Consider the following 23,902-nt stretch of genomic DNA (forward strand, 5'->3'; position numbering starts at 1 on the left):
CCCGGATGCGTCCGTGTCGTTACGCGGGACCGATCTCGTACGAAAACCCGACAGCAGATGTCGGATATCGGTGCGAGCCTCGGCGGTACGTTCACGACCAGGAGTGGGGTACGGGAGATGGGCAGCAGTCCGCTGGACGGCAAGGTCGCGCTGGCGGCCGGTGCGACGCGTGGTGCGGGCCGGGCGATCGCCGTGGAACTCGGCCGGGCCGGAGCCACCGTATATGTCACCGGCCGTACGACACGCGACCGGCGCAGCGAGGTGAACCGGCCGGAAACCATCGAGGAGACGGCCGAGCTGGTGACCGCGGCGGGTGGTACGGGCATCGCGGTGCCCACCGATCATCTTGAGCCCGATCAGGTGCGGGCGCTGGTGGAGCGGGTCGACCGGGCGCACGGGCGGCTGGACGTGCTGGTGAACGGGGTGTGGGGCGGTGACCATCTGCTGGAGTTCGGCAGGAAGGTGTGGGAGCTGAAGCTGGCGGACGGACTCCGGATGCTGCGGCTCGGTGTGGACGCACACCTGATCACCAGCCATTACGCGCTGCCGATGCTGATCCGGCGGCCCGGTGGCCTGGTGGTCGAAGTGACCGACGGTACGGCCGACTTCAACCGCACCTACCGGGAGAACCTCTTCTTCGACCTGGCCAAGAACGCCCCGCACCGGATGGCGTTCGGCCTCGCCGAGGAACTGGCGGAGTACGGCGGTACGGCCGTCTCGCTCAGCCCCGGCTTCCTGCGCTCCGAGGAGATGCTGGAGCACTTCGGGGTGACCGAGGAGAACTGGCGCGACGGGATCGGCAAGGACCGGCACTTCGCCATCGCGGAGTCCCCGGCCTACATCGGCCGGGCGGTCGCGGCTCTCGCAGCCGATGCGGACGTCGCGCGCTGGAACGGGCGCTCGCTCTCCAGCGGCGAGCTCGCGGAATCGTACGGTTTCACCGACACGGACGGCTCGCGTCCGGACTGCTTCGGCTATTTCCGCGACGTGGTCTTCGGCACCAAGACCGCCACGGCGGCTGACTATCGCTGACGGGCGCGCTGGCCGAGCGGGCTTTGTGGCGGTGCGTTTGGTTCGGACCGCCGGTGCCGAACCAACCACACCCCGCCGAAGCCCGAAGGCAAGCCGAGCGTCACGGCGTAAAGCCCCGGTGGCAAGCTGCAGCCGGGCGAGGCCCACCGACAGCCCTGGAGGGTTTCGGGGCTTGCCCCGAAAAGGGCCCGCCGCGACGGTGAGACGCCCAACGGCGGAGTCCGGCGGCACGGAGCCAACCGCACCCCGTCGAAGCCCAGTCGGCGCCAAGCCACTCCGTACTCCCGAACCCCGGGCGGCACGGAGCCGCCCCCGGACCCGTCAAAGCCCCGGCGGCAAGCCGACCGCACTCCGTCAAAGCCCGGCAGCAAGCCAACAGCGCTCCGTCAAAGCCCCGGTGGCAAGCCGGCCGGCGCCTCAGTGCCGATAGAGCGCAGCGGCGCTCCGGTGCGCCGCCGCGAACCGCTCCCGCAGCGCCGCAGGCAAAAGCACCTCCGCCTCCGGGCCCAGCGCCAGCAGCTGCTCGTACGCCACATCGAGGGACTCCACGGGCAGCGTGACGGTCATCCGCCCCCGCCCGTCGGGCCCCGCGGCGGCGGCCAGCGCCTCGCGGGCGGCGGCCCGGTCCGTGACGTACGGCAGCCTGCGCGCGCCGTCCGGCGACAGCCGCAGCACCACCTCGTCGCGCAGGATCGACCGTGCGAACTCCGCCGCCCGGCGGGCCCAGAACTCCGGCAGGTCGAAGGCCGCCTCCCGCTCGAAGCGGCGCACGCCCGGGGACACCGACACCACGCGGTCCACCCGGTAGACCCGGAACTGACCGGAGGAGCGCGCCACCAAGTACCACACGCCCGCCTTCAGCACGAGCCCGTACGGCTCCAACTCCCGTTCCACTTCGGCGTCCTGGCGCCGGTACGTGACGTGGATCAGCCGGTCGTCCCAGACCGCCTCGGCGATGGGCGGCAGCCCGGCCGGGGTCTCCGGCTCCTGGTACCAGGCGGGCGCGTCGAGATGGAAGCGCTGGGTCGCCGAGCGCGAGGCGTCCCGCAGCTCGGGCAGCAGTGCCGCCGACACCTTCAGCCGGGCGGCGGAAGCCGTGTCGGCCAGCCCCATCGCGCGCAGCGCGCTCGGCACTCCGGACAGGAACAGCGCCGCGGCCTCATCCCGGCCGAGGCCGGTGAGACGGGTGCGGTAGCCGCCCATCAGGCGGTAGCCGCCGGTTCTGCCGCGGTCGGCGTAGACCGGGACACCCGCCTCGGACAGCGCGAGCACATCCCGCCCTATGGTGCGCTCCGAGACCTCCAGTGCCGCCGCCAGCTCGGCGGCCGTCATCGAGTCGCGCGACTGCAGCAGCAGCACGAGATGGATCAGACGAGCCGCGCGCATGCCACGCCTCCTCGCGTACCCGAAAAGGTGTGCCCCCGATCCCGTGCAGCGGGGATCGGGGGCACACCGATGGGACCTCCCAGGCCTTACAGACCCAGGTCGCCCTGGAACTCACCGGCCTCCAGGCGGGCCTTGACGTCCGACAGGTAGCGGGCGGCGTCCGCGCCGTCGACCAGCTGGTGGTCGTACGACAGGGTCAGGTAGACCATGTCGCGGATGGCGATGGTCTCACCCAGCTCCGGGTGGTCGATCACGACCGGGCGGCGCACGGTGGCACCGATGCCCAGCTCGGCCACCTGCGGGTAGTTCACGATGATCGTGTCGAACAGCGCACCGCGCGAGCCGGTGTTGCTGATCGTGAACGTGCCGCCGGACATGTCGTCCGGGCTGAGGCCGCCGGTGCGCACCTTGCCGGCCAGCTCGGCGGTCTTCTTGGCGATACCGGCGATGTTGAGGTCGCCGGCGCCCTTGATGACAGGGACCATCAGGCCCTTCTCCGAGTCCACCGCGATGCCGATGTTCTCGACGTCGTGGTAGGTGATCGTGCCGTCCTCGTTGATCTTGGCGTTGATCGACGGGTGGGCCTTCAGCGCCTCGGCCGCGGCCTTGACGAAGAACGGCATCGGGGAGAGCTTGACGCCCTCGCGCGCCAGGAAGGACTCCTTGGCCCGCGTCCGCAGCTTCATGATCTTGGTGACATCGACCTCGACGACGGAGGACAGCTGCGCCTGGTTGTGCAGCGCCTTCATCATGTTCTCGGCGATGACCTTGCGGATCCGCGACATCTTGACCGTCTGACCGCGCAGCGGGGACGCCGCGACGGGGGCGGCGGCCTTGGCGGCCGGGGCGGCGGCCTGAGCGGCTGCCTTCGCGGTCTCGGCGGCGGACAGCACGTCCTGCTTGCGGATCCGGCCACCGACGCCGGTGCCCTTCAGCGTGGACAGGTCCACACCGGTCTCGGCGGCGAGCTTACGGACCAGCGGGGTCACGTAGGCACCCTCGGCCTCGGCGGTCACCGGCGCGGCCGGAGCAGCGGCCGGAGCCGGGGTGGGCGCGGCCGGAGCGGGCGCCGGAGCGGCGACCGGCTGCGGGGCCGGGGCGGCGGGCGCGGCCGGGGCAGGTGCCGGAGCGGCGACCGGCTGCGGAGCCGGGGCGGCCGGGGCCGGAGCGGGGGCCGGGGCCTCCTGGACCGGTGCCGGAGCCGGGGCGGCGGGCGCGGCGGCCGGAGCGGCGCCCGCGGCACCGATGACGGCGAGCTTGGCGCCGACCTCGGCGGTCTCGTCCTCGCCGACCACGATCTGCAGCAGGGTGCCGGAGACCGGCGCCGGGATCTCGGTGTCGACCTTGTCGGTGGAGACCTCGAGCAGCGGCTCGTCGGCCTCGACCTGCTCGCCGACCTCCTTCAGCCAGCGGGTGACGGTGCCCTCGGTCACCGACTCGCCGAGTGCGGGAAGCACGACGTCGGTGCCCTCGGCGCCGCCCGCGGGGGCAGCGGCCGGAGCCTGCGGGGCCGGGGCCGGGGCCGGAGCGGCCGCGGCCGGAGCCTCGGCGACGGGGGCCGGGGCGGGGACGGGGGCGGGGGTGGGCTCGGGCTGAGCGGCCGGGGCCGGGGCGGCAGCGGGCGCGCCCGTGCCGTCGTCGATCACGGCCAGCTCGGCGCCGACCTCGACCGTCTCGTCCTCGGCCACCTTGATGGAGGTGAGGATGCCGGCCGCGGGGGCCGGGATCTCGGTGTCGACCTTGTCGGTGGAGACCTCGAGCAGCGGCTCGTCGGCCTCGACTCGCTCACCCTCGGCCTTCAGCCAGCGGGTGACGGTGCCCTCGGTCACGCTCTCACCGAGCGCCGGCAGGGTTACGGAAACCGCCATGGTTTCGGTTGCTCCTAACGATCTGTGCGGATTGCGGGCGTGTCGAGGGGTTAGTCGTGCGAGTGCAGCGGCTTGCCCGCGAGCGCCAAGTGGGCCTCACCGAGCGCCTCGTTCTGCGTCGGGTGCGCGTGGATGAGCTGCGCGACCTCGGAGGGCAGCGCCTCCCAGTTGTAGATCAGCTGTGCCTCGCCGACCTGCTCGCCCATCCGGTCACCGACCATGTGGACGCCGACCACGGCACCGTCCCGGACCTGGACGAGCTTGATCTCGCCCGCGGTCTTGAGGATCTTGCTCTTGCCGTTTCCTGCCAGGTTGTACTTCAGGGTGACGACCTTGTCGGCCCCGTACAGTTCCTTGGCCTTGGCCTCGGAGATGCCCATCGAGGCGACCTCGGGGTGGCAGTACGTGACGCGGGGCACGCCGTCGTAGTCGATCGGCACGACCTTCTGGCCGGCCAGCCGCTCCGCCACCAGCATGCCCTCGGCGAAGCCGACGTGCGCGAGCTGGAGGGTCGGGACGAGGTCACCGACGGCCGAGATGGTCGGCACGTTGGTCTGCATGTACTCGTCGACCAGGACGTAGCCGCGGTCCATCGCGACCCCGGCCTCCTCGTAGCCGAGACCCTGCGAGACCGGGCCGCGGCCGACGGCGACGAGCAGCAGCTCGGCCTCGAAGGTCTTGCCGTTCTCCAGCGAGACCTTCACACCGTCGGCGGTGTACTCGACGCCCGAGAAGCGAGAGCCGAGGGAGAAGTTTATGCCGCGCTTGCGGAAGGCCCGCTCCAGCAGCTTGGAGCTGTTCTCGTCCTCCACCGGAACCAGGTGGGGGAGGGCCTCGACGATGGTGATGTCGGTGCCGAAGGACTTCCACGCGGAGGCGAACTCAACGCCGATGACGCCGCCGCCCAGCACGATCGCGGACTTCGGCACGCGGTCCAGGACCAGTGCGTGGTCCGAGGAGATGACGCGGTCGCCGTCGATGGTCAGACCCGGCAGCGACTTCGGCACCGAGCCGGTCGCCAGCAGGACGTGCCGACCGGTGTAGCGCTGGCCGTTGACGTCAACGCTGGTCGGGGAGGACAGCCGGCCCTCGCCGGTCACGTACGTGACCTTGCGGCTGGCCACCAGGCCCTGCAGGCCCTTGTACAGGCCGGAGATCACATCGTCCTTGTACTTGTGCACACCCGCGATGTCGATGCCCTCGAAGGAGGCCTTGACACCGAACTGAGCACTTTCCCGAGCCTGGTCGGCGATCTCACCGGCGTGCAGCAGAGCCTTCGTGGGGATGCAGCCGCGGTGCAGACAGGTGCCGCCGAGCTTGTCCTTCTCGATCAGGGCGACGTCCAGGCCCAGCTGAGCCGCGCGCAGCGCCGCGGCATAACCCCCGCTGCCACCGCCGAGGATCACTAGGTCGAAAACGGTGCTGGCGTCGTTCGCCACGTCACGTCCTCCATGCATGGGTACGCCGGAGCCGGTCTACGTGACCGGGCGGCGGCTTTATGTTCGGCCGCTTGTTTAAACGCTTGTTCAAAAATTGGGCCCTGTCGTGCCGGTACAACATCTTCGCACTTGTTGACGGCTGCTGGGACGCGGGGCCGGGGTGTGGGACCGCCGTACGTGCACCAGGCACGGGTTACCGGTGAGTACGACGGGTGTATTCCCTTGTCCGGCGCCCGCCGCGGCTCTGCTCTGGGCGAACCCCGGCTGAACGCGAACGGCCCCGGGCGGTTGCCCGGGGCCGTGCTGAAGCGTTGGCCGATCCGTTAGAGGATCGTTCCCTCGGCCGCCTGCTCGGCGATCCGCACCAGGGTGCGTACGGCGGTGCCGGTGCCGCCCTTGGGGGTGTAGCCGAACGGCGCGCCCTCGTGGAACGCGGGACCGGCGATGTCCAGGTGCGCCCAGATGATGCCGTCGCCGACGAACTCCTTCAGGAACAGCCCGGCCACCAGGCCGCCGCCCATCCGCTCGCCCATGTTGGCGATGTCGGCGACCGGCGACTCCATGCCCTTGCGCAGCTCCGCGGGGAGCGGCATCGGCCAGGACGGCTCGCCGGCCTCCTCGGCGATGCCGTGCACCGCGGTACGGAAGTCGTCGTCGTTGGCCATGATCCCGAAGTATCGGTGGCCCAGGGCCAGCACCATCGCGCCGGTCAGCGTCGCCACGTCGATGATCGCGTCCGGGTTCTCCTCCGAGGCGCGGGTGATCGCGTCGGCGAGCACCAGACGGCCCTCGGCGTCGGTGTTGAGCACCTCGACCGTCTTGCCGGAGTACATCGTCAGCACGTCACCCGGCCGGATCGCGGTGCCCGACGGCATGTTCTCGGCGAGCGCCAGCCAACCGGTGACATTGGTCTCCACGCCGAGCTTGGCGGCGGCGACGACCGAGGCGAAGACGGCGGCCGCGCCGGACATGTCGCACTTCATGGTCTCGTTGTGACCGGCGGGCTTGAGCGAGATGCCGCCCGAGTCGTAGGTGATGCCCTTGCCGACTAGGGCCAGGTGCTTCTTGGCCTTGGAGTTGGTGTAGGAGATCTTCACCAGGCGCGGCGGGTTGGCGGACCCCTGGCCGACGCCCAGGATGCCGCCGTAGCCGCCCTTGGCGAGCGCCTTCTCGTCCAGCACCTCGACCTTGAGGCCGTGCTCCTTGGCCGCCTGCTGCACGAGGGCGGCGAACGACTTCGGGAACAGGTCGTTCGACGGCATGTTGACCAGGTCGCGCGTCCGGTTGACCTCTTCGGCCAGCGCGATGGCGCGGGCGGCGGCCGCCTTGAACGCCTTGTCCCGCGGCTTGCCGCCGACCAGGGCGACCTCGGCGAGCGCCTCCTTGACGCCGTTGCCGTTCCTCTTGTCGCCGTTGCCGCGGTACGCGTTGTACGTGTACGCGCCGAGCAGCGCGCCCTGCGCCACCGCCTCGGTGTCCGCGACCTCGGCGGCCGGGAGCGCGAACGCGGCCTTCTTCGAGCCCGCCAGCGCGCGCGCCGCGGCGCCCGCGGCCCGGCGCAGCGCCTCGGCGGTGTAGCCCTGCCCCTTGGCGGGCGCGTCGCCAAGGCCGACCGCCAGCACGACCGCGGCCTTGACACCGGCCGGCGCCGGCAGCTTCGTCACCTCGCCCTCGGCGCCGGTGGCGCCGAGGGTCTCCAGGGTGGCGGCCAGCTTGCCGTCGAAGGCCTGGTCCACCGCCTCCGCGCCGGGAGCGGCCACGGGACCCTTGGGCCCCTTGGCCACGCCGACCACGACGGCGTCCGCACGCAACGCTGCGGCGGAGGAAGTGCTGAGAGTCAGTGCAGTCACGGTGTTGAATGTCCTCTTCCGTCGAGGTCTGGTTGGGCCAGTTCGATGCCTCTGCGGCTTCGACGACTGTGGGGGCGGCTCTGCCCCCTTTGGCTCCCGTGAGCCTACGCCCGTGATACCGCCGCGGTCCGCTTCGCCCCAGCCACGAACCGGCCGTGCCGCGCCGCCGCTATGCCCGCGGGTCCTTGCGGGGGGTACGGGACGGGCGGTCGTACCGCCCCGCTTTGACACTGCGGAGGAATGTGTGCAGGTGTTCGGGGGTGGTGGTGACGGTTACGTCGGGGGCGGTGCTTTCGCGTATGCGTATTCGGTTGCCGTCGGCGGAGAGTTCCAGGCAGTTGTTGCCGCCACCGCCGCAGAATGACGACTTCTGCCAAACGGTCTCGGACATGTCCGTTCCTTTCACAGGTCGCGGGCGATTGACCAGATGAAGTCCCGTGACTCGTCGGGAGGTAGTGCGCAGCGCTCCATCAGGTCCAGCAGCGATCGATAGTTGGCAAGTGGGGTGGGGGAGTCCGCGAAGTGGGGCCCGAACGCCGTGTCGAGCTGCACGGTATCCAGCTGCGGAACAGGACCCTCCGCGTAGAGGATCGACTGTCCGGCGCCGTGGAAACTGCCCGCGCTGAACGGAATGACCAACAGGGTGATGTGGTCGTGCTCGCAGGCCGTAGCGAGGTATTCGAGCTGCGCGCGGGCGACTTCCCGGCCGCCAAACTGCATGCGCAGGGCGGCCTCATGGATGATCCCGAGGTACGGAGTCGGCGCCTCGCGCTCGAAGATGCGCTGTCGACCGAGTCGGTGGGCCACACGCAACTCGACTTCCAGGCGCGGAAGTTTCGGCACCACGAGATCGAAGATCGCTCTGGCGTGATCCTCGGTCTGCAGCAGGCCTGGCAAGTGGACGCTTTGCGCGGTGCGGATACGCGTCGCGTGGTACTCGATCTCCGAGACGTCGAGGAACCCATCCGGCAGCTTGCCGCGGTACTCCTCCCACCAGTGCGTGTTCCGTCGGGCACCAGTCATCGCGGCAAGCGCGTCAACGAGCGCTTGGTCAGGACACCCGTAATAGCAGGCGAGTTGGCGGACCCGCTCCTCGCTGAGGCCCGTACGCGCCGCCTCGATGTTGGACACCATCGTCCGGTCCGCGCCGAGCAGCGCGGCTGCCTCTTGCGCGGAGATCCCGGCCTGTTCACGCAATCGCCGGACCTCCGCCGCAAGGCGACGCTGACGTCCCGTGGGTGTGCTTCGTGGTGCCATGAGTCCTCTCTCGCTGCGCGCGACAGTCTCCCAGCGAGGCCCGCGACGGTCCAGTGAGTCATCGAGCGACTCACCCTTTCGGGGAAGTTGGGATCACGTGTGAGTCAATCTGCTCTAGCGTGTGAGCCGTGTCACTGAACTCCCCGCATCGGAGCCGCACATGAGCCTCGTGCCGCGATCAACTCCCGCCTCGGACACCTGGGAGTACTGCCTCCATATCCCACCCGACCCCCGTGCCCCCGGTATCGCCCGGGACACCTTGCGCTCGGTACTCACCAGGCACGGGCTGCCCGAACTCATCGACAAGGCCGTGCTGTTGACGTCCGAACTCACCACGAACGCCTTCCGTTACGCCGAAGGCTGCGTCTCCGTCAGGCTGGACTGGCGGCACCCCGTGCTACGGGTCAGCGTCTGCGACACCAACCCCGAACTGCCAACCCCCTTCGCGGCGAGCCCGGAGGAGGACATGATCGGCGGCCGCGGCCTGCTCATCCTCGATCTCCTCGCCGACCGCTGGGGCGGCTACGCCATCGACAAGGAGCCGTTCGGTGTGGGCGGTAAGTTGATCTGGTTCGAGCTGACCATTGTCTTGGAAGGGAACTGACGGCTCGGGCGTCCCGCACAGGGAAGCCGTGTGGGTAGCCGCTAGGATCTGGGCATGTCCATGTCGACTCCACGTGCCACTGAACCGCACCTTGTCGGCTTCACCCGGGACTGAGGCTCTGAGGCATGCCTACGCGCATCATCTGACGCTCGCCGGGATCAACTCGGGCCGCTGGCCCATCAGTTCTCTTCATCAAGGGGATCACCCCTGTCGGCCCTGCCTCCCGTTGGTACCCCGATCACACCGGCTCCGGCCGCCCGCCGCAGGCGTGCTGACCAGGTCGTCGACATGGCGTGCGACAGCGTGCAGGGCACCACAGGCGCCCTTACCCAGCTCGGCACGAAGCCGTTCGCGCTGTGCTGGCGCCGGATCGGGACAGAGCGCGCGCTCAGCATTGCAGAGGCTGCCCTCAGCGAGGCTGATCGCACCGCACCGACTGTGCCACGTGGGCGGACGGCAACGAGCTGCAGATCATGACTGGCCGATACTGGGCCGAGTTGCGCCGCCCTGAACCACAGGGTGGACCGTTCGGCCCTGTCGGGGTGCCTGCCCATGTGCGAACGTCGGTTTCGTGGTAGCTGACCGATCTCGGAATGAGGTAAGGAGCGACCAATGCGTACGCATCTCACAAGAGAAGCCGTTGCCATAGCCGCGCTATCCCCCTTGTTCCTCGGCACAGCCACTGGAATCGCCACGGCCACCCCACGGGCGCCCGCCGTCCACCAGGTCGCGCAGGTCCAGCACCAGCCGCCCCGTCAGATCGTGTGCGTCCCAACGCCCGGCCACTGGGAGCGGAGGGTCTGGTACGGCAACAACCCCGGGGTTCTTTGGGTCTGGATCCCATCCCGGGTGATCTGCTTCACCGGCGGACCGGCAGCGCCACTCGACCTTGGCCCGGGATGACGGGCGATCTGGGTGGCCAGCGTCGTGGCAGGGGCTCGGTGCGGTAACACGTGCATACGGCCACGGTTGCTCTGGGCGGCCGCATGCTCAGTGGATACACAGTGGATAGTCCGCTTCGACGGGGAGTCGGATGTTCGTGACCCAGGTGCGGTCGTTGGTGTACCGATTGACCACTTGAGGACGAGAGACCAGGGGCGGCTCGCGTTGACCGTTCGCATTCGGCGGCAACGGACAGTTTCCATGCCCAAGCGCTGGAGGGCGGCCTTCGGCCCCTTGCCGAGCGACCGCGGATTTCTCGGCACCATGTGCCAGCTGATTGTCGCTCCCCGGCACCCAGGTCGCCGCGAGCGCCACGGCTGGCATCGGTCATGGCGCCACCGGTCGTGGCACTACCACTCGGAGCTTCATCACGGGACGTCAGACGGCCGTTCCGGAATGCACAAGGGTGGGCCGTTCGGCCACTTGACATGTGCCGTGTATGGGACGAGGGTCGAAGTAGGGAACATGCAGAGCGTTACGCCAGGGGTGCGGGGTGCGCATCCACTGGCAGCGGCGGTGATTTCATTGCTGCCAACGCGAGAATGAGGCTCCTAGTGTCGAGAGCTCGACCCTATCCCCTTAGGGGGAATTATGAAGAGAATTCTTGCACGAAGTATCTGTGTTGCTGCTGCTTCGTGCGCGCTGACAGGTATGTACGGCATTTCGGCGGCTGTGGCCGGCGCTACGCCTAACGACGCTCGCGCTACGGCTACCCAAACGGTGCCAAGGGCAGTAAATCCAGTGACGTGCCTCCCGTGGTATGCCCAAAATCAGGCGAAGACCATCCTCTTCGTCAATGCGTACAACAGGTGCCCGACGGCGGCGGAGGTGGCCGCTGGCTTCATCTTGGTACCGGTGGGTCCCGTGCAGGCTCAGAAGCAGGCCCAGGTCCAGAAGCAGGTCCAGGGCCAGAAGCAGTCGGCCGCTAGCAACGCCACTGCCACTGGCGGCAGCGTCGGCAACGTCACTGCTGCTGGAGGCACTGGTGGTACGGCGACGACGGGCCCGATAACTGTCAACTTGCCGCCTGGTACGCCCGCGGTGACGCCGCCTGTGACGCCGCCTGTGACGCCGCCTGTGACGCCGCCTGTGACGCCGCCTGTGACGCCGCCTGTGACGCCGCCTGTGACGCCGCCTGTGACGCCGCCGCCTAGTGGCTGCGCATCGGGAACTTGCCCTGCGACGCCGCCTGTGACGCCGCCTGTGACGCCGCCTGTGATGCCGCCGCCTAGTGGCTGCGCATCGGGAACTTGCCCTGCGACACCGAGTGTCCCGTCGTCTGTCACCACCCAGGGCGGTCAGGGTGGCGCGGCAACCACCAACATCACGCCGACAGCGAGTCCCCCGTCGTCTGTCACCACCCAGGGCGGTCAGGGTGGCGCGGCAACCACCAACGTCACTTCTGTGCCAGCCAGCCCGGTCACGCCGTGAGTGTGTGAACGTCGGCTACTAGATCAACAACCAGGCGAAGACCTCCGATGTGGTGTGGAGTGCTACTGCGCCGCGCGGGGGTCTTCGCGGTACCCACAGGCCGTAGGCGTTTCTGAAACGCGGCGCAACGGCCGCAGTATCTCGTCTCACCGGTAGCGCGTTACACTTGCAGAATTTTCTTGATTCTTGCTGTGCCTTGCAGGACGGCGGGAAAATAAGAGCCTGATCGAGGGCGGCCTGAATCCGTGGGGTCTTCATGAGAATTCAGTGGACTAGAACACTTGCGGCAGTCAGTTCCGTGTTGCTGTCGCTCCTGCTCTATACGCCGACCGCGCACGCGGCGGCGGCGCAGGCGATGATGAGCATCAGTCCGACCCAAGGCCCCCCTGGAACCGTGATCTCAATTACCGGGAGCGGCTGGCAGCCGGGGGAGGGAATTCGGGTCGACCTGGCGTCCAGTGGCCGGTCAACGACCGTGACGGCCAGCCCGCGGGGGAACTGGACGGCAGCGCTCGAGCTTGCCGGTAGTGGGGTCGCAGGTAACTTCCCTGGCGGGAGGGAACGGGTTCAGGCCCAGGGGCTGTCGGCAGGAGAGTCGGCCGAGGCGATCTTCCGCGTAACCAATACATCTGTTCCTAGCGCACCTCAGCCGGGAGAGACGGCGCCGCTGCGGAACTGTTTCGAGGTGACGGTCAACAACACCACCCAACGGCTGAGCATGTGTCTCCTCGGCGCTGGAAGCGCCTAGAGCTGTGATATCCCGCAGAATGCGCCCGTCCGAGGGGCAGCAGACCGGAGGCGCCCCCACGACCCGCGACCGCAACAGCCCATCACCCCAACGCCAGCGTGACCAGCGTTGCCGTCACCGCCGTCTCGCACAGCGCGCCGAAAACGTCACCCGTGACGCCGCCCAAGCGCGCGCGGCAGCGCCGCAAAAGGAGTTCCGCCGCTACCAGGGCCGCCAGCGCCGCCACCGTGTAATGCACCGCGCCGTACGGGCCGAAGGCCGCGCCCGCCGCCGCCGAGGCGAGGACCGTGATGCCCGCCAGCCACCACGCGCCGCGTGCCGGAACCGCGCCCGCGACCGCTGTGCCCAGGCCGTCCTTGCGGGCCGCGGGCACCCCTTCGCGGCAGGCGAGCGTCATCGCGGTGCGGCCGGTCAGCGCGGCGACCGTCGCCGCCGTGGCACCCTGGGGCCAGCCCGTACCGTAGAGTCCGCTCACCGCGGCCACCTGCGCCAGTAGCACGAACACCAACGTCAGGACGCCGAACGGACCGATGTCCGACTGCTTCATGATCCGCAGGGCCTCGGCGGCGGGCTTGCCGCTGCCGAGGCCGTCGGCGGTGTCGGCCAACCCGTCCAGGTGCAGCCCGCGCGTCAGGACCGCCGGAACCGCGACCGTCGCCACGGACGCCAGAAGGGGACCGCCACCCAAAAACAGCAACACACCCCCCAAGGCGGCCGCCACCAAGCCCACGACCAGCCCGACAACGGGCGCGCACAGCATGCCGGTTCGCCCGGCCGCGCGGTCCCACCGCTCGACCCGTACCGGCAGCACGGTCAGTGTGCCGAACGCGAACCGTACTCCGTCGGTGGCGGTCGCCGACTCCGTGCGTTCCATCGGACGGACTCCCTCGCGCTGCGGATGGCTGGCGGGCAGAACCGTACCCGTCCGCTACAGGCCGCCCGCCGGGCGGTCCGTGCGGCGCTTACGGCGGCGGCGCACCGCGTCGTCGACCAGGCACCAGCCGACGGCCGCCGTGATCGCGGCCAAGTGCTCCCAGCCCGCGAGGTTCGGCCACAGCGCGACCTCCACCACCATCGATCCGGCCACCACCCCGGCGGTCCAGCACGCCCGGTACCGCCAGGCGACGCACACCGCGAGCGCCACGACCGCCGCCGACGGGCCGGTGTCGCGGATGAAGGCGTCGATCTGCGCCAAGCCGAGCACCGCGTGCGGGCCCTGGGCGACACCCCAGCGCGCGTACGTCGTCCCGGCCAGTGTCGACAGGTAGGCGATGCCGAGCGTACGGGCCTTGCCGAGGGTGATCTCGGCGATCCCGAAGACCACCAGCACCTGGGCGAGCGCTCCCCACACCGGCAGATCGAGGGCGGGGACGAACAGTGACAGCGGGGTGCGCAGCAGTGCCTTCCACCACAGCAGCGAGGCGCTGACCACCCCGGCCCGGTTCACCAGGTCATCGCCCAAGGTGGTGTGCTGCACCAGTTGCAGTACGGAGATCAGCACCACGGCGGTGATCGTCAGCGGGATCGCCCGCCACCTCTCGCGCACCGAGGCGATGCGCAGGTCGGCGACGAGCGCGCCCCACTCCCGGTACGCGGCGCGGCGCAGCCACGCTTCTGCGGTGCTCACAGCTGACCGAGGGCGCTGGTTCGGTACGGGGACTCGATCCGCCACCGGCGGGAGAAGGACGTCAGCAGCGAGCGCCGACTCAGCGGCACCGGGCCCGCGCCTGGCCATGAGCCACGCTCGAACGCCGGGCGGAACATGGCAGAGTTGAGCGCGAGCTGACGGATACCCAACTGGTAGGCCCGCCTGACCAGTTCAATGGCCGAGTATTCGAACAGGCCGTTGTCGGGCGCGCGGTCCCGGCACATCAGATCGAGTGATGGACCGTCAGAACTCTCGTCCTCGGGGATGTCCTCGTGGCGTTGGTTCCGGACGGTGTGACCGCACCCGCGTACCCGGTTGTACGCCTGGCGCACGGCCCGCATCGCCCGTCCCTCCACGGCGAACTCGGCGGCCTCCGCGATCGCCTCGTCGCCGATCTGCAACGCGTCAAGGCCGTCTCGCGCGTAGATCGTTCCCCCCTCCCCGCTCGCCCCCATCACGGCCGGGATCCAGCCGTGCTCGCGAGCCTCCAGCCACGGCTCGATGGCGCCGGGCCACGCTTCAGGGTCTCCGATCGGATCGCCGGAGGCCAGAGTCACTCCGCCCACCGCGCGGTATGCGATGGCCGACTTGCGGGTGGAGGACCAGATCACCCTCTTGTCGCGCCGCAGCGCTAAGTGGCCGAGTGAATCCCGTCCGCCGTGCCGTTCCAACAGCTCACGCAGGGACGTTTCATCCCGCGGCCTGAGGAGCTCCCGGCCGCGCGGCGCGCGAAGTGCCGCGCACAACACCAGAAGGAACAGGATCGCACTCATGATGTTGATGACGACATTCACCCGGTCGGGGGTTGTTATCCCTGGTAAACCTTCTGAGTCGGACGCGAGTGACGGCCTGGTCTGCCGGCGGTCCCGGCGGGGTGTGCGGCCCGCTCGGACCTCGCGGGTGTCCCGGGCGTTATGGGGCTGGCGGGTCGCCCGGGACGGTTCATCGCGTTCCGCGCGAAAGGGGCCCATGAACAGCGATCTTATGTCGCAATTGGCGGGATTTAGCGGGGAATCCTGGTTTTGGGGAGACCCCGGTCCGGGATGCCACGGCGCTGAGCGGACCTACGCCTCCGGGGCGGGCTCCGGCTGGTTCGAGAGCTCTGTGGCCAGTGCCGCCGCGGCCTTCAGCAGCGGCACCGCGAGCAGCGCGCCGGTTCCCTCACCGAGCCGCACACCGTGGTCGAGCAGCGGTTCTATGGACAACCGGTCCAGCGCCTTGGCCTGGCCGGGCTCGCCCGACGACTGGCCCGCGAGCCACCAGTCCGGTGCCCGGAACGCCACGCGCTGCGCGGACAGCGCGCAGGCGGCGGAGACGACGCCGTCCAGTACGACCGGGAGCTTGCGCACCGCGCACTGCAGCAGGAACCCGGTGGCCGCCGCGAGGTCCGCGCCGCCCACCGCGGCCAGCAGCTTCAGCTGGTCGCCGAGCACCGGCCGCGCCCGGCGCAGCGCATCGCGGATCGCCGCGCACTTGCGCATCCAGGCCAGGTCGTCGATGCCCGAGCCGCGGCCGGTCACCACGGACGCGTCCGTACCGCACAGCGCCCCGACCAGTACGCCCGCGGAGGTCGTACCGCCGACGCTGAGGTCGCCGAGCACCACCAGATCGGTGCCGGAGTCGGCCTCCTCGTCAGCGATCGCCATTCCGGCGCGGAACGCCTGCTCGGCCTCCGCCTCGGTCAGCGCGTTCTCCACGTCGATCATCCCTGAGCCGCGCCGCACCCGGTGCCGTACCACCTCGGCGGGCAGTTCGCCGGGGTCGCAGTCCACGGCCATGTCGATGACCCGTACCTGCGCTCCGTACTGCCGGGCCAGCACGTTCACCGCGGCCTCGCCCGCCAGTACCGAGCGGACCAGGGTGCTGGCCGTTCCGGCAGGGCGTACGGAGACGTCTCGCTTGGCGATGCCGTGGTCGGCGGCGAAGAGGATGACGCGGGCCCGCTCGATCGGCTTCGCCGGTGCGCCGCCCTGTACGGAGGCCAGCCAGTCGCCCAGGTCTTCGAGCTTTCCGAGCTTTCCCGCCATAGGCGTGTGCGTACGGAGTGCTTTGGAGTCATGCCGGAGCGCTGGATCGGGACGGTCGATCAGCGCGGCGAAGTCGTCTAGGTCTAGGGCGCTCACGACTCGCACCCTACCGGTGAGGTTGCGGCTGGGGTGATGCTCGGCGCCCGACGTCCGCGCGGGCGGCCTAGCGCAGCGAAACCGCCAGGCCCGCGACGACCAGCAGTACGCGTTCCGACTCCGCCGCGATCGCCGCGTTCAACCGTCCCAACTCATCACGGAAACGGCGGCCGGACGCCGTCGCGGGGACCACGCCGGAGCCGACCTCGTTGCTGACGGCCACCACCGTGCGGCGGGTCGCCCGCCAGGCGGCGGTCAACTCGGCTACCCGCTCGCCGAGTTGGCGGCGCCCCCCGGACGCCCAGCGCTGCTCGTCCCAGGCGCCGACCGCGTCCATCGCGTCCGTCAGCCACAGGGCGAGGCAGTCGATGAGCAGCGGTGGGCCGTCCGCACCGAGCAGCGGGACGAGGTCGCAGGTCTCCTCGGTGCGCCAGGTGGCGGGACGCCGCTCGCGGTGCAGATGTACCCGGGCCGCCCAGTCGGGGTCGTCCTCGCGGGTGCCTGAGGTGGCCACGTACACCACGCCGGGGAAGGCGGCCAACCGCCGCTCGGCCTCCGCCGACTTGCCGGACCGAGCGCCGCCCAGCACGAGCGTGCGGCGCGGGACGTCCGGTACGGACTCGTACGCGCCCACCGTCAGCGAACTGCCGTCCGGCACCGCGCGGGCGCCCTCCGCGCTGAGCCTGCGGTGTACTTCCGGCTCCGGCGGAGCGTCATGGTCCAGATGGACGGCGATCACATCGGTGGTCGGGCCGACCGCGCCCACCGCACGCAGCCGGGCCAGTGCGTCCGGCCGGTGGATCGCGTCGAGCAGCACCATGTCGTACGGGGCCGGGCGGTCGCGCCCGTTGTCCAGCCCGGCGGGTGCGGCTCCCGTGGGCAGATACAGCAGCCGGTGTCCCTCGGGGTCGGTCACCTCGTACCCGGTACCCGGCGCGTCCAGGGCCACCGCGCGAACCCGGTGCCCGGTGAGCAGCGCCAGTTGCTCACCGTCCGGTACCCGGCCGGGCACGGGAAGCCCGGGCGGCAGGTCGACCGGCGGCCCGGCCTGAGGGTGCGTCAGCAGTACCTGCCGTACGCCGCTGAGCGAGCGCCCGGCGCGTGCGGCGGCCAGCGCCAGGCCGGGCGTCAGGTCGAGCAGCAGTACCCCGTCGACCAGCAGCGAGGCAGGGCCGCGGGCCCCGGCGCCCACCGCGGCGGCGCAGGCCGCGCACGGGCAGCCGGACTGCGGCAGGCCCTTGGGTCCACCCGTGCCGAGCAGCGTGATCTCCATGCGTACATCGTCGCGTACGGCGTTTGACCGGTTGGGTACCGCCCCGCCGCCGGGGGGCATGGCTGACCGGCGGTAGTGATCTCCGTTAACCTGCGCGGACAGATGACGCGGGCGGATGACGGTCGAGAGGGGCCTGGCATGACGTGGACGTGGCAGTTCGAGAAGTCCGACGGCAGCGAGGCCGTACCGGCGGTGGAACCCGAGGAGTTCACCACCCAGGGTGACGCGGAGTCGTGGATCGGCGAGGAGTGGAAGGCTCTGCTGGACGGCGGAGTCGACCAGGTCAGGCTGTTCGAGGACGGGACGGAGGTCTACCCCGGCCCGATGAGCCTCCACCACGGCGAGGACTAGCCGCCGGTATGGACGGGCGGTATCCGCCGCCCGTCCATCGCTACAGCTGACCGAGGGTCACCGCCGCCGTCTTGGTGGTGCTGTCCCGGTCGTAGGTCACGTTCGTCTTGTCGCCGGGTTTGAGCGCGGCGAGCGCCTCGGACAGCGACGAGTCCGTGGTGACCGGGGTGTCGTCGATCTTGGTGATGATGTCGCCGGGCCGGATGCCCGCCTTGTCCGCCGCGCCGCCTTTGGCTGTGGCGACGACGGCGACGCCCGCGGGCTGCAGGCTGTTGTTGAGCACGGTTCGCGCGGTGATGCCGAGTGCGGCCCTCCCCGAGGCCGTCACCTTGCCGTACTTGGCGAGCTGTCCGGCGATGTTGCTGACGGTCGAGGCCGGGATGGCGAATCCGATACCGGGCGCCGTGCCGCCGCCGAGTTCCGGGTCGGTGGCCGCCAGGGTGGGGATGCCTATCACCTGGCTGGAGAGATTGACCAGGGCACCGCCGCTGTTCCCGGGGTTGATGGCGGCCGAGGTCTGCACCATGTTCCCGATGGTGGCACCGCCGCCGCCGTTCTGGCCGCCTTCGTTGACGGTGCGTCCGACCGCCGAGACGATGCCCTGGGTGACGCTGCTGGACAGGCCCAGCGGGTTGCCCATGGCCAGCGTGATCTGGCCGACCTGGACCTTCGAGGAGTCCCCGAAAGCGGTGGGCTTGAGCCCGTCCGGCGCCTTGTTGAGTTTGATGACCGCGAGGTCGTCGGCCGGGTAGCTGCCGACCAGCGTGGCGTCCAGCGGGTTCTTCCCGGTCGCGAGGGTGACCTTGAAACTCTGGGCGTCGCCGACGACATGGGCGTTGGTGACCACGTCGCCCTTGGTGTCCCACACGATGCCGGAGCCGAGGCCCGAGCCCGAAGTGATCTCCACGACGGACGGCAGGACCTTCTTCACCACCCGCTCGTAGTCGTTCTGCAGGTTGTTGCTCAACGACGGTGCGGCTCCCGTCACCGCACTGCCCGACGACGGGTGTGAGGGGGAGGGGCTCTTCGTGCTGGTGCAACCGGTCAGTGCCAGCGCGGCCGAGCAGATGCACGCGGCGGCCGGGATCAGCAACCGGAAGGCCGATCCGCTGCTGAACGATCCAGGCACTCGTGTACCAGTCATGCCTGGTCTATTTTATCCGCCTATCAGGTGATGGTCCATCGCGGTGAGCCGCCGCTGCCGACGCCCACTCAGTCCCGTACACCGCACAGGTGCAGCAGTGCCGCCACCGCGCGGTAGGGATCGGTGCGCCCGGCCCGGTCCTCCGCGGCCAGCAGCCGGTCCAGGTCCGCGACGTCACCGGCCTGGGCCTCGTCGGCCGCGGTGTCCGTGAAGACCCGCACCCCGTACCAGGCGCGCAGCGGTGTGCCGATCGCCGTCAGGGTCGCGGCGAGCGTCTCGCGCCGGTCGGCGCGGACGGCCAGCCCCAGCCGGCTGGTGTACGCGGTCGTGTCGAACGACGCCAGCGCCCGGTCCCAGTCGCCGGACAGCCCCGGCCGCATCGCCAGCGCGTCCCCGTTCCGCACCAGCAGCGACAGCAGCCCGCCGGGCGCGAGCACCCGGGCGAGACCAGCCAGCATCGCGTCCGGATCGGACACGTACATCAGCACACCGTGGCAGAGCACCACATCGAAGCTGCCCGCCTCGAAGTACCGGCCGGTCTCCCGGCCGTCGCCCTCGATCAGCCGGAAGCGCTCCCTGATGCCCTCCGGCTCCCCGGACAGCACCTCGCGGGCCTTCTCCAGCATCGCCGGATCGGCCTCCACGCCGGTCACCTCATGGCCGCCGCGGGCCAGCCGCAGCGCCTGGGTGCCCTGGCCGAGCCCCACGTCGAGCACCCGCAGCCGGCGTCCCACCGGAAAACGCGCGGTGATCTGCTCGTCGAGCTGCCGGGCGACCAACTCCTGCCGGACGGTGTTCCGCAGGCCACCGAGACCCGCCAGCCAGGCTTCCGCCCCGCCGGAAAATCCGCTGGTCAGATCTGCTCACCGCGCTTGACCTGCGGCTTCGGCAGCCGCATCCGGCGCATCTGCAGGGTGCGCATCAGCGCGTAGGCCACCGCGCCGCGCAGGTTGTCGTTCGGGAAGCGCTCGCGCAGCACCTTCTTCAGCCGGAAGGCGGTGAAGACGGACTGAGCCACGATCAGGACGATGAGCAGCAGCCACAGCAGCAGCGAGATGTCCTTGACGTTCATGCTGGGGAACATGCTCAGGACGAGAATGACCACCGCCAGCGGCAGGAACAGCTCGGCGACGTGGTACCGGGTGTCGACATAGTTCCGGCACAGCTTGCGCACCGGACCCTTGTCCCGCACCGGGAGGTACCTCTCGTCACCGCTCGCCAGGGCCTCGCGCTGCTTGGCCATCTCGACTCGGCGGGCCTCGCGGGCCTGCTTCGTGGCCGCCTTGCGGTCGGTGGGCACGGTGGCCCGCTGGCGGCGCTGCGTCTGCGCCTCGTTGCGCTTGGGCGTGGGGCGGCCCTTGGGGGCCTGCGGGCCGCGGCGCTGGTCGACCGGTTCGGCGGTCAGCGTCGGGGTCGCGGCCTGCTCATCCTTGGAACGACGTCGGAACACAAGGCCCAAGGGTACGTGGTGCCGGGACCGGACCCCACCCCGCGTACCCACCTGGTGCCGCCACCTACTCCCTGGGCGGGATGAGGTCGGCCCGTGATCGTCCCTCAGGATGAGCGCATCCGCGGCCGAACGGTGCGGTAATGGAACCGGGGCCCGTACTGTAGGGGTCAACAGAGGTGCCGGAGCAAGTCTGAGAAGGGGGCGCGCCAGGCCCATGAGCGGTGTCATGAAGCGGATGGGGATGATCTTCCGCGCGAAGGCCAACAAGGCCCTGGACCGGGCCGAGGACCCGCGCGAGACGCTCGACTACTCGTACCAGAAGCAGCTGGAGCTGCTGCAGAAGGTACGTCGTGGCGTCGCGGACGTGGCCACGTCGCGCAAGCGGCTTGAGTTGCAGCTCAGCGGCCTGCAGCAGCAGTCCGCCAAGCTGGAGGACCAGAGCCGCAAGGCGCTGGCGCTCGGCCGCGAGGACCTGGCACGCGAGGCGCTGACGCGGCGTGCCGCGTTGCAGCAGCAGGTCACCGACCTGGAGACGCAGCACCAGACGCTGCAGGGCGAGGAGGAGAAGCTCACCCTCGCGTCGCAGCGGCTGCAGGCCAAGGTGGACGCCTTCCGTACGAAGAAGGAGACCATCAAGGCGACCTACACGGCCGCCCAGGCACAGACCAAGATCGGCGAGGCGTTCTCCGGCATCTCCGAGGAGATGGGCGATGTCGGCCTGGCGATCCAGCGTGCCGAGGACAAGACCGCGCAGATGCAGGCGCGGGCCGGTGCCATCGACGAGCTGCTCGCCTCGGGCGCGCTCGACGACCCGAGCGGCCTGGCCAAGGACGACATCTCGGCGGAGCTGGACCGGCTCTCCGGCGGTTCCGATGTCGAACTCGAACTGCAGCGGATGAAGGCGGAGCTCGCCGGCGGCAGCAGCGGCCAGCAGGCCATCGAGGGCGGCAAGTCCGGCGCGGCGAAGCAGCACGAGCCGCAGGACAAGCCGCGTTTCGACAAGAACTGAGGGCCCGCTCGCACCTCGAAGGGAGACCGTCGTGATCGCAAGGATCATGGGAGAGGGGCAGGTGAAGCTGGACGAGAGCCACTTCACCGAACTCAACAAGCTGGACGACGAACTGCTCGCCGAGATCGAGAGCGGTGACGACGAGAGCTTCCGTCGTACGCTCGGTGCGCTGCTCGACGCGGTGCGCCGACTGGGCACGCCACTGCCCGACGACGCCCTGGAGCCGTCCGAGCTGATCCTTCCGTCCGCGGACGCCTCCCTCGAAGAGGTGCGGGAGATGCTCAGCGAAGACGGACTGATCCCTGGATAACCGGCACCTGCTTCACCACTGTGCGCCCTGGTCCCATGCGTCACGGGACCAGGGCGCCCGTGCTGTGCGGGCCGACCGATGCCCGTACCGTGTCGTGGCGTGACACTCCTCGCCCGAGCGCGCCACTGGGCGCGGGCCCACCCCCTCGCACTGGACGGCGGGCTGGCCGCGGTCGTCCTCGGTCTGATCCTGACCAGCGCGGTGGCCGGGCCGCCCGCGCACCAGTACCGCCTGGATCCGGTCAACGTCACCCTGGCGGTGCTGGCCTGCGCACCGCTGGTGGTGCGGCGCCGCATACCGCGCTCGGTGCTCGCGGTCACCGGCGCGACCGCTGTCCTGGGGTTCGTCGCCGACCAGAGCTCCCGGTCCGCCCCGGTGGTGGCGGCCGTCGTCGTCGCGCTGTTCACCGTCGCCTCGCACACCGACCGGCCCACCACCTGGCGGGTCGGCGCGGCCACCTGTGCGGCGCTGACCGCGGTGTCCATGTGCTACGGGCCCGCTCCCTGGTACAGCCAGGAGCATCTCGCCGTCTTCGCCTGGACCGGCATGGCCGCCGCGGGCGGTGACGCGGTACGCAGCCGCCGTGCCTTCGTCGCCGCGATCCAGGAGCGTGCGGTACGGGCGGAGCGGACCCGCGAGGAGGAGGCGCGCCGCCGGGTCGCCGAGGAGCGGATGCGCATCGCCCGCGAGTTGCACGATGTGGTCGCCCACCACATCGCGCTGGTCAATGTGCAGGCCGGGGTCGCGGCCCATGTCATGGACAGCCGACCCGACCAGGCCAAGAAGGCCCTCGCACACGTCCGGGAGGCCAGCAGCTCGGCGCTGGACGAACTCCGCGCCACCGTCGGCCTGCTGCGGCAGGCGGGCGACCCCGAGGCGCCGATGGAACCGGCGCCCTGCCTCGCCGAACTGGACCGGCTGATCGAGGGGTTCACCCGGACCGGGCTGCGCGCCGAGGTGGTGACCGAAGGCATGGCGGACGGTGCCGAGCCGCTGCCCGCGACCGTCGACCTCACCGCGTACCGGGTGATCCAGGAGTCGCTGACCAATGTGCACAAGCACGCGGGCGCGGGCGCCCATGTGCGGGTGCGGATCGCCCGCGGGCACACCGGTGTGGAGATCACCGTCCTGGACGACGGCGGGGGCCGGCCGGTGGCGGCCGACGGAGAGCACGGCGGCGGGCACGGTCTGATGGGAATGCGTGAGCGGGCCGCCGCGCTGGGCGGCCGGTTCGAGGCGGGGCCCCGCCCGGAAGGCGGCTTTCGGGTCTTCGTACGCTTGCCGTCGACCACACCCGCTCCGGTGGCCGCCGGGCGGGGAGAGGCAGTGCTCAAGGGGGATGGGCGACGATGACGATCCGTGTCGTACTGGCCGACGACCAGGCGCTGCTGCGCGGGGCGTTCCGGGTGCTGGTGGAGTCCGAGCCGGACATGGAGGTGGTCGGCGAGGCCTGCCACGGCGCCGAGGCGGTGGCACTGGCCCGTCGGACGGGCGCCGATGTCGTCCTGATGGACATCCGGATGCCGGGGACGGACGGAATCGTCGCGACCCGGGAGATCACCGCGGCCGAGGACCTGGGCGGCGTCCATGTGCTGATCCTGACCACCTTCGAGGCCGACGAGTACGTGATCGAGGCGCTACGGGCCGGTGCCGCCGGGTTCCTGGGCAAGGGCGCGGAGCCGGACGAACTGCTGGCCGCCATCCGTACCGTTGCCGCCGGGGAGTCGCTGCTGTCACCTGCCGCGACGAAGAGCCTGATCACCCAGTTCCTCGGCTCGGGCGGGTCGGGTGGACCGTCCAAGGCCGCCGCGGAACACCTCGCGGTACTGACCGCCCGCGAGCGGGAAGTGCTCGCCGAGGTCGCCGCCGGTCTGTCCAACGAGGAGATCGCCGAACGCCTCGGGGTCAGCCCGCTGACCGTCAAGACGCATGTCAACCGCACCATGGCCAAACTCTCCGCACGGGACCGTGCCCAACTGGTCGTCATCGCCTATGAGACCGGGCTGGTACGACCGTCGGCGAACTGACGCCGCCCAG

General features: G+C 70.3%; 20 protein-coding genes and 1 pseudogene. 7 read left to right on the forward strand and 14 right to left on the reverse strand.

Annotated features, from left to right (window positions below; translation table 11 throughout):
• The first annotated feature begins 117 nt into the window (after nt 1–117).
• A complete protein-coding gene (locus P2L57_RS31155) occupies nt 118–1,032 on the forward strand; it encodes an SDR family oxidoreductase (RefSeq protein ID WP_275820264.1) in 915 nt (304 codons plus the stop codon).
• Between the two features lie 417 nt (nt 1,033–1,449).
• On the opposite strand, the gene P2L57_RS31160 is transcribed toward P2L57_RS31155, so the two are convergent.
• The 6 genes from P2L57_RS31160 to P2L57_RS31185 all read right to left on the reverse strand — a co-directional run bounded on the left by P2L57_RS31160 (nt 1,450) and on the right by P2L57_RS31185 (nt 8,832).
• A complete protein-coding gene (locus tag P2L57_RS31160) occupies nt 1,450–2,418 on the reverse strand; it encodes a helix-turn-helix transcriptional regulator (RefSeq protein WP_275820208.1) in 969 nt (322 codons plus the stop codon).
• A gap of 86 nt (nt 2,419–2,504) precedes the next feature.
• A complete protein-coding gene (sucB, locus tag P2L57_RS31165) occupies nt 2,505–4,286 on the reverse strand; it encodes a 2-oxoglutarate dehydrogenase, E2 component, dihydrolipoamide succinyltransferase (RefSeq protein ID WP_275820210.1) in 1,782 nt (593 codons plus the stop codon).
• 50 nt (nt 4,287–4,336) lie between these two features.
• Nucleotides 4,337–5,725 (reverse strand): dihydrolipoyl dehydrogenase, encoded by a 1,389-nt coding sequence (gene lpdA, locus P2L57_RS31170; RefSeq protein ID WP_275820212.1) that lies wholly within the window; start codon nt 5,723–5,725, stop codon nt 4,337–4,339.
• 323 nt (nt 5,726–6,048) lie between these two features.
• Complete coding sequence (locus P2L57_RS31175) at nt 6,049–7,575, reverse strand: leucyl aminopeptidase (RefSeq protein ID WP_275820214.1); 1,527 nt, start codon at nt 7,573–7,575, stop codon at nt 6,049–6,051.
• A gap of 169 nt (nt 7,576–7,744) precedes the next feature.
• Complete coding sequence (locus P2L57_RS31180) at nt 7,745–7,966, reverse strand: DUF397 domain-containing protein (RefSeq protein ID WP_275820216.1); 222 nt, start codon at nt 7,964–7,966, stop codon at nt 7,745–7,747.
• An 11-nt stretch (nt 7,967–7,977) separates the two neighbouring features.
• Nucleotides 7,978–8,832, reverse strand: coding sequence for a helix-turn-helix domain-containing protein (locus tag P2L57_RS31185; protein WP_275820218.1), 855 nt, complete (start codon nt 8,830–8,832; stop codon nt 7,978–7,980).
• Nucleotides 8,833–8,953: 121 nt separating this feature from the next.
• Here P2L57_RS31185 and P2L57_RS31190 point away from each other — a divergent pair, with 121 nt between their 5' ends.
• Nucleotides 8,954–9,436, forward strand: a complete 483-nt coding sequence (locus P2L57_RS31190) for an ATP-binding protein (protein WP_308292528.1) — start codon at nt 8,954–8,956, stop codon at nt 9,434–9,436.
• A 3,203-nt stretch (nt 9,437–12,639) separates the two neighbouring features.
• Here the strand turns inward: P2L57_RS31190 and P2L57_RS31195 are convergent.
• The 5 genes and pseudogenes from P2L57_RS31195 to P2L57_RS31215 form a co-directional block, all read right to left on the reverse strand.
• Nucleotides 12,640–13,431 carry an adenosylcobinamide-GDP ribazoletransferase gene (locus P2L57_RS31195; protein WP_275820219.1) on the reverse strand — a complete coding sequence of 264 codons (792 nt, stop codon included), beginning with the start codon at nt 13,429–13,431 and terminating at the stop codon, nt 12,640–12,642.
• 54 nt (nt 13,432–13,485) lie between these two features.
• Entirely contained in the window at nt 13,486–14,184 is a 699-nt protein-coding gene (locus tag P2L57_RS31200) for a hypothetical protein (RefSeq protein WP_275820221.1), read from the reverse strand.
• 11 nt (nt 14,185–14,195) lie between these two features.
• Nucleotides 14,196–15,050, reverse strand: a pseudogene (locus P2L57_RS31205) (phosphatidylglycerol lysyltransferase domain-containing protein); the annotation flags it as partial.
• A gap of 219 nt (nt 15,051–15,269) precedes the next feature.
• Nucleotides 15,270–16,328, reverse strand: a complete 1,059-nt coding sequence (gene cobT / locus P2L57_RS31210; protein ID WP_275820223.1) for a nicotinate-nucleotide--dimethylbenzimidazole phosphoribosyltransferase — start codon at nt 16,326–16,328, stop codon at nt 15,270–15,272.
• Between the two features lie 67 nt (nt 16,329–16,395).
• Entirely contained in the window at nt 16,396–17,601 is a 1,206-nt protein-coding gene (locus P2L57_RS31215) for a bifunctional adenosylcobinamide kinase/adenosylcobinamide-phosphate guanylyltransferase (RefSeq protein WP_275820225.1), read from the reverse strand.
• Nucleotides 17,602–17,739: 138 nt separating this feature from the next.
• Between P2L57_RS31215 and P2L57_RS31220 the strand changes: the two genes are divergently transcribed.
• The gene (locus P2L57_RS31220) at nt 17,740–17,952 is read left to right on the forward strand and encodes a hypothetical protein (RefSeq protein WP_275820227.1); all 213 of its coding nucleotides are present in this window, start codon (nt 17,740–17,742) and stop codon (nt 17,950–17,952) included.
• 40 nt (nt 17,953–17,992) lie between these two features.
• Here P2L57_RS31220 and P2L57_RS31225 read toward each other — a convergent pair whose 3' ends face one another.
• The 3 genes from P2L57_RS31225 to P2L57_RS31235 all read right to left on the reverse strand — a co-directional run bounded on the left by P2L57_RS31225 (nt 17,993) and on the right by P2L57_RS31235 (nt 20,546).
• Nucleotides 17,993–19,096: a S1C family serine protease gene (locus tag P2L57_RS31225; RefSeq protein ID WP_275820229.1), complete on the reverse strand. Its 1,104-nt coding sequence runs from the start codon at nt 19,094–19,096 to the stop codon at nt 17,993–17,995.
• Nucleotides 19,097–19,164: 68 nt separating this feature from the next.
• Nucleotides 19,165–19,875, reverse strand: coding sequence for a methyltransferase domain-containing protein (locus P2L57_RS31230; protein ID WP_275820231.1), 711 nt, complete (start codon nt 19,873–19,875; stop codon nt 19,165–19,167).
• A gap of 74 nt (nt 19,876–19,949) precedes the next feature.
• Complete coding sequence (locus P2L57_RS31235) at nt 19,950–20,546, reverse strand: DUF3043 domain-containing protein (protein WP_275820233.1); 597 nt, start codon at nt 20,544–20,546, stop codon at nt 19,950–19,952.
• A 214-nt stretch (nt 20,547–20,760) separates the two neighbouring features.
• Between P2L57_RS31235 and P2L57_RS31240 the strand changes: the two genes are divergently transcribed.
• From P2L57_RS31240 to P2L57_RS31255, 4 genes are all read left to right on the forward strand, one after another.
• Nucleotides 20,761–21,555 (forward strand): PspA/IM30 family protein, encoded by a 795-nt coding sequence (locus P2L57_RS31240; RefSeq protein WP_275820235.1) that lies wholly within the window; start codon nt 20,761–20,763, stop codon nt 21,553–21,555.
• Between the two features lie 31 nt (nt 21,556–21,586).
• A complete protein-coding gene (gene pspAA, locus P2L57_RS31245) occupies nt 21,587–21,865 on the forward strand; it encodes a PspA-associated protein PspAA (RefSeq protein WP_275820237.1) in 279 nt (92 codons plus the stop codon).
• Nucleotides 21,866–21,943: 78 nt separating this feature from the next.
• Nucleotides 21,944–23,218, forward strand: a complete 1,275-nt coding sequence (locus P2L57_RS31250; protein WP_275820238.1) for a sensor histidine kinase — start codon at nt 21,944–21,946, stop codon at nt 23,216–23,218.
• Nucleotides 23,215–23,892 carry a response regulator gene (locus tag P2L57_RS31255; RefSeq protein WP_275820240.1) on the forward strand — a complete coding sequence of 226 codons (678 nt, stop codon included), beginning with the start codon at nt 23,215–23,217 and terminating at the stop codon, nt 23,890–23,892. The genes P2L57_RS31250 and P2L57_RS31255 overlap by 4 nt, the downstream gene beginning before the upstream one ends.
• Nucleotides 23,893–23,902 lie beyond the last annotated feature (10 nt).

It is taken from the genome of Streptantibioticus ferralitis, from assembly GCF_029223525.1.
Lineage (GTDB): Bacteria > Actinomycetota > Actinomycetes > Streptomycetales > Streptomycetaceae > Streptantibioticus_A > Streptantibioticus_A ferralitis.

Excerpts from the sequence above, each read along its gene's own strand:
- P2L57_RS31155 (WP_275820264.1), top strand. The coding sequence starts at position 118 with ATGGGCAGCAGTCCGCTGGACGGCAAGGTCGCGCTGGCGGCCGGTGCG.
- P2L57_RS31160 (WP_275820208.1), bottom strand. The coding sequence starts at position 2,418 with ATGCGCGCGGCTCGTCTGATCCATCTCGTGCTGCTGCTGCAGTCGCGC.
- sucB (WP_275820210.1), bottom strand. The coding sequence starts at position 4,286 with ATGGCGGTTTCCGTAACCCTGCCGGCGCTCGGTGAGAGCGTGACCGAG.
- P2L57_RS31180 (WP_275820216.1), bottom strand. The coding sequence starts at position 7,966 with ATGTCCGAGACCGTTTGGCAGAAGTCGTCATTCTGCGGCGGTGGCGGC.
- P2L57_RS31185 (WP_275820218.1), bottom strand. The coding sequence starts at position 8,832 with ATGGCACCACGAAGCACACCCACGGGACGTCAGCGTCGCCTTGCGGCG.
- P2L57_RS31195 (WP_275820219.1), bottom strand. The coding sequence starts at position 13,431 with ATGGAACGCACGGAGTCGGCGACCGCCACCGACGGAGTACGGTTCGCG.
- P2L57_RS31215 (WP_275820225.1), bottom strand. The coding sequence starts at position 17,601 with ATGGAGATCACGCTGCTCGGCACGGGTGGACCCAAGGGCCTGCCGCAG.
- P2L57_RS31220 (WP_275820227.1), top strand. The coding sequence starts at position 17,740 with ATGACGTGGACGTGGCAGTTCGAGAAGTCCGACGGCAGCGAGGCCGTA.
- P2L57_RS31225 (WP_275820229.1), bottom strand. The coding sequence starts at position 19,096 with ATGACTGGTACACGAGTGCCTGGATCGTTCAGCAGCGGATCGGCCTTC.
- P2L57_RS31240 (WP_275820235.1), top strand. The coding sequence starts at position 20,761 with ATGAGCGGTGTCATGAAGCGGATGGGGATGATCTTCCGCGCGAAGGCC.
- P2L57_RS31250 (WP_275820238.1), top strand. The coding sequence starts at position 21,944 with ATGCCCGTACCGTGTCGTGGCGTGACACTCCTCGCCCGAGCGCGCCAC.
- P2L57_RS31255 (WP_275820240.1), top strand. The coding sequence starts at position 23,215 with ATGACGATCCGTGTCGTACTGGCCGACGACCAGGCGCTGCTGCGCGGG.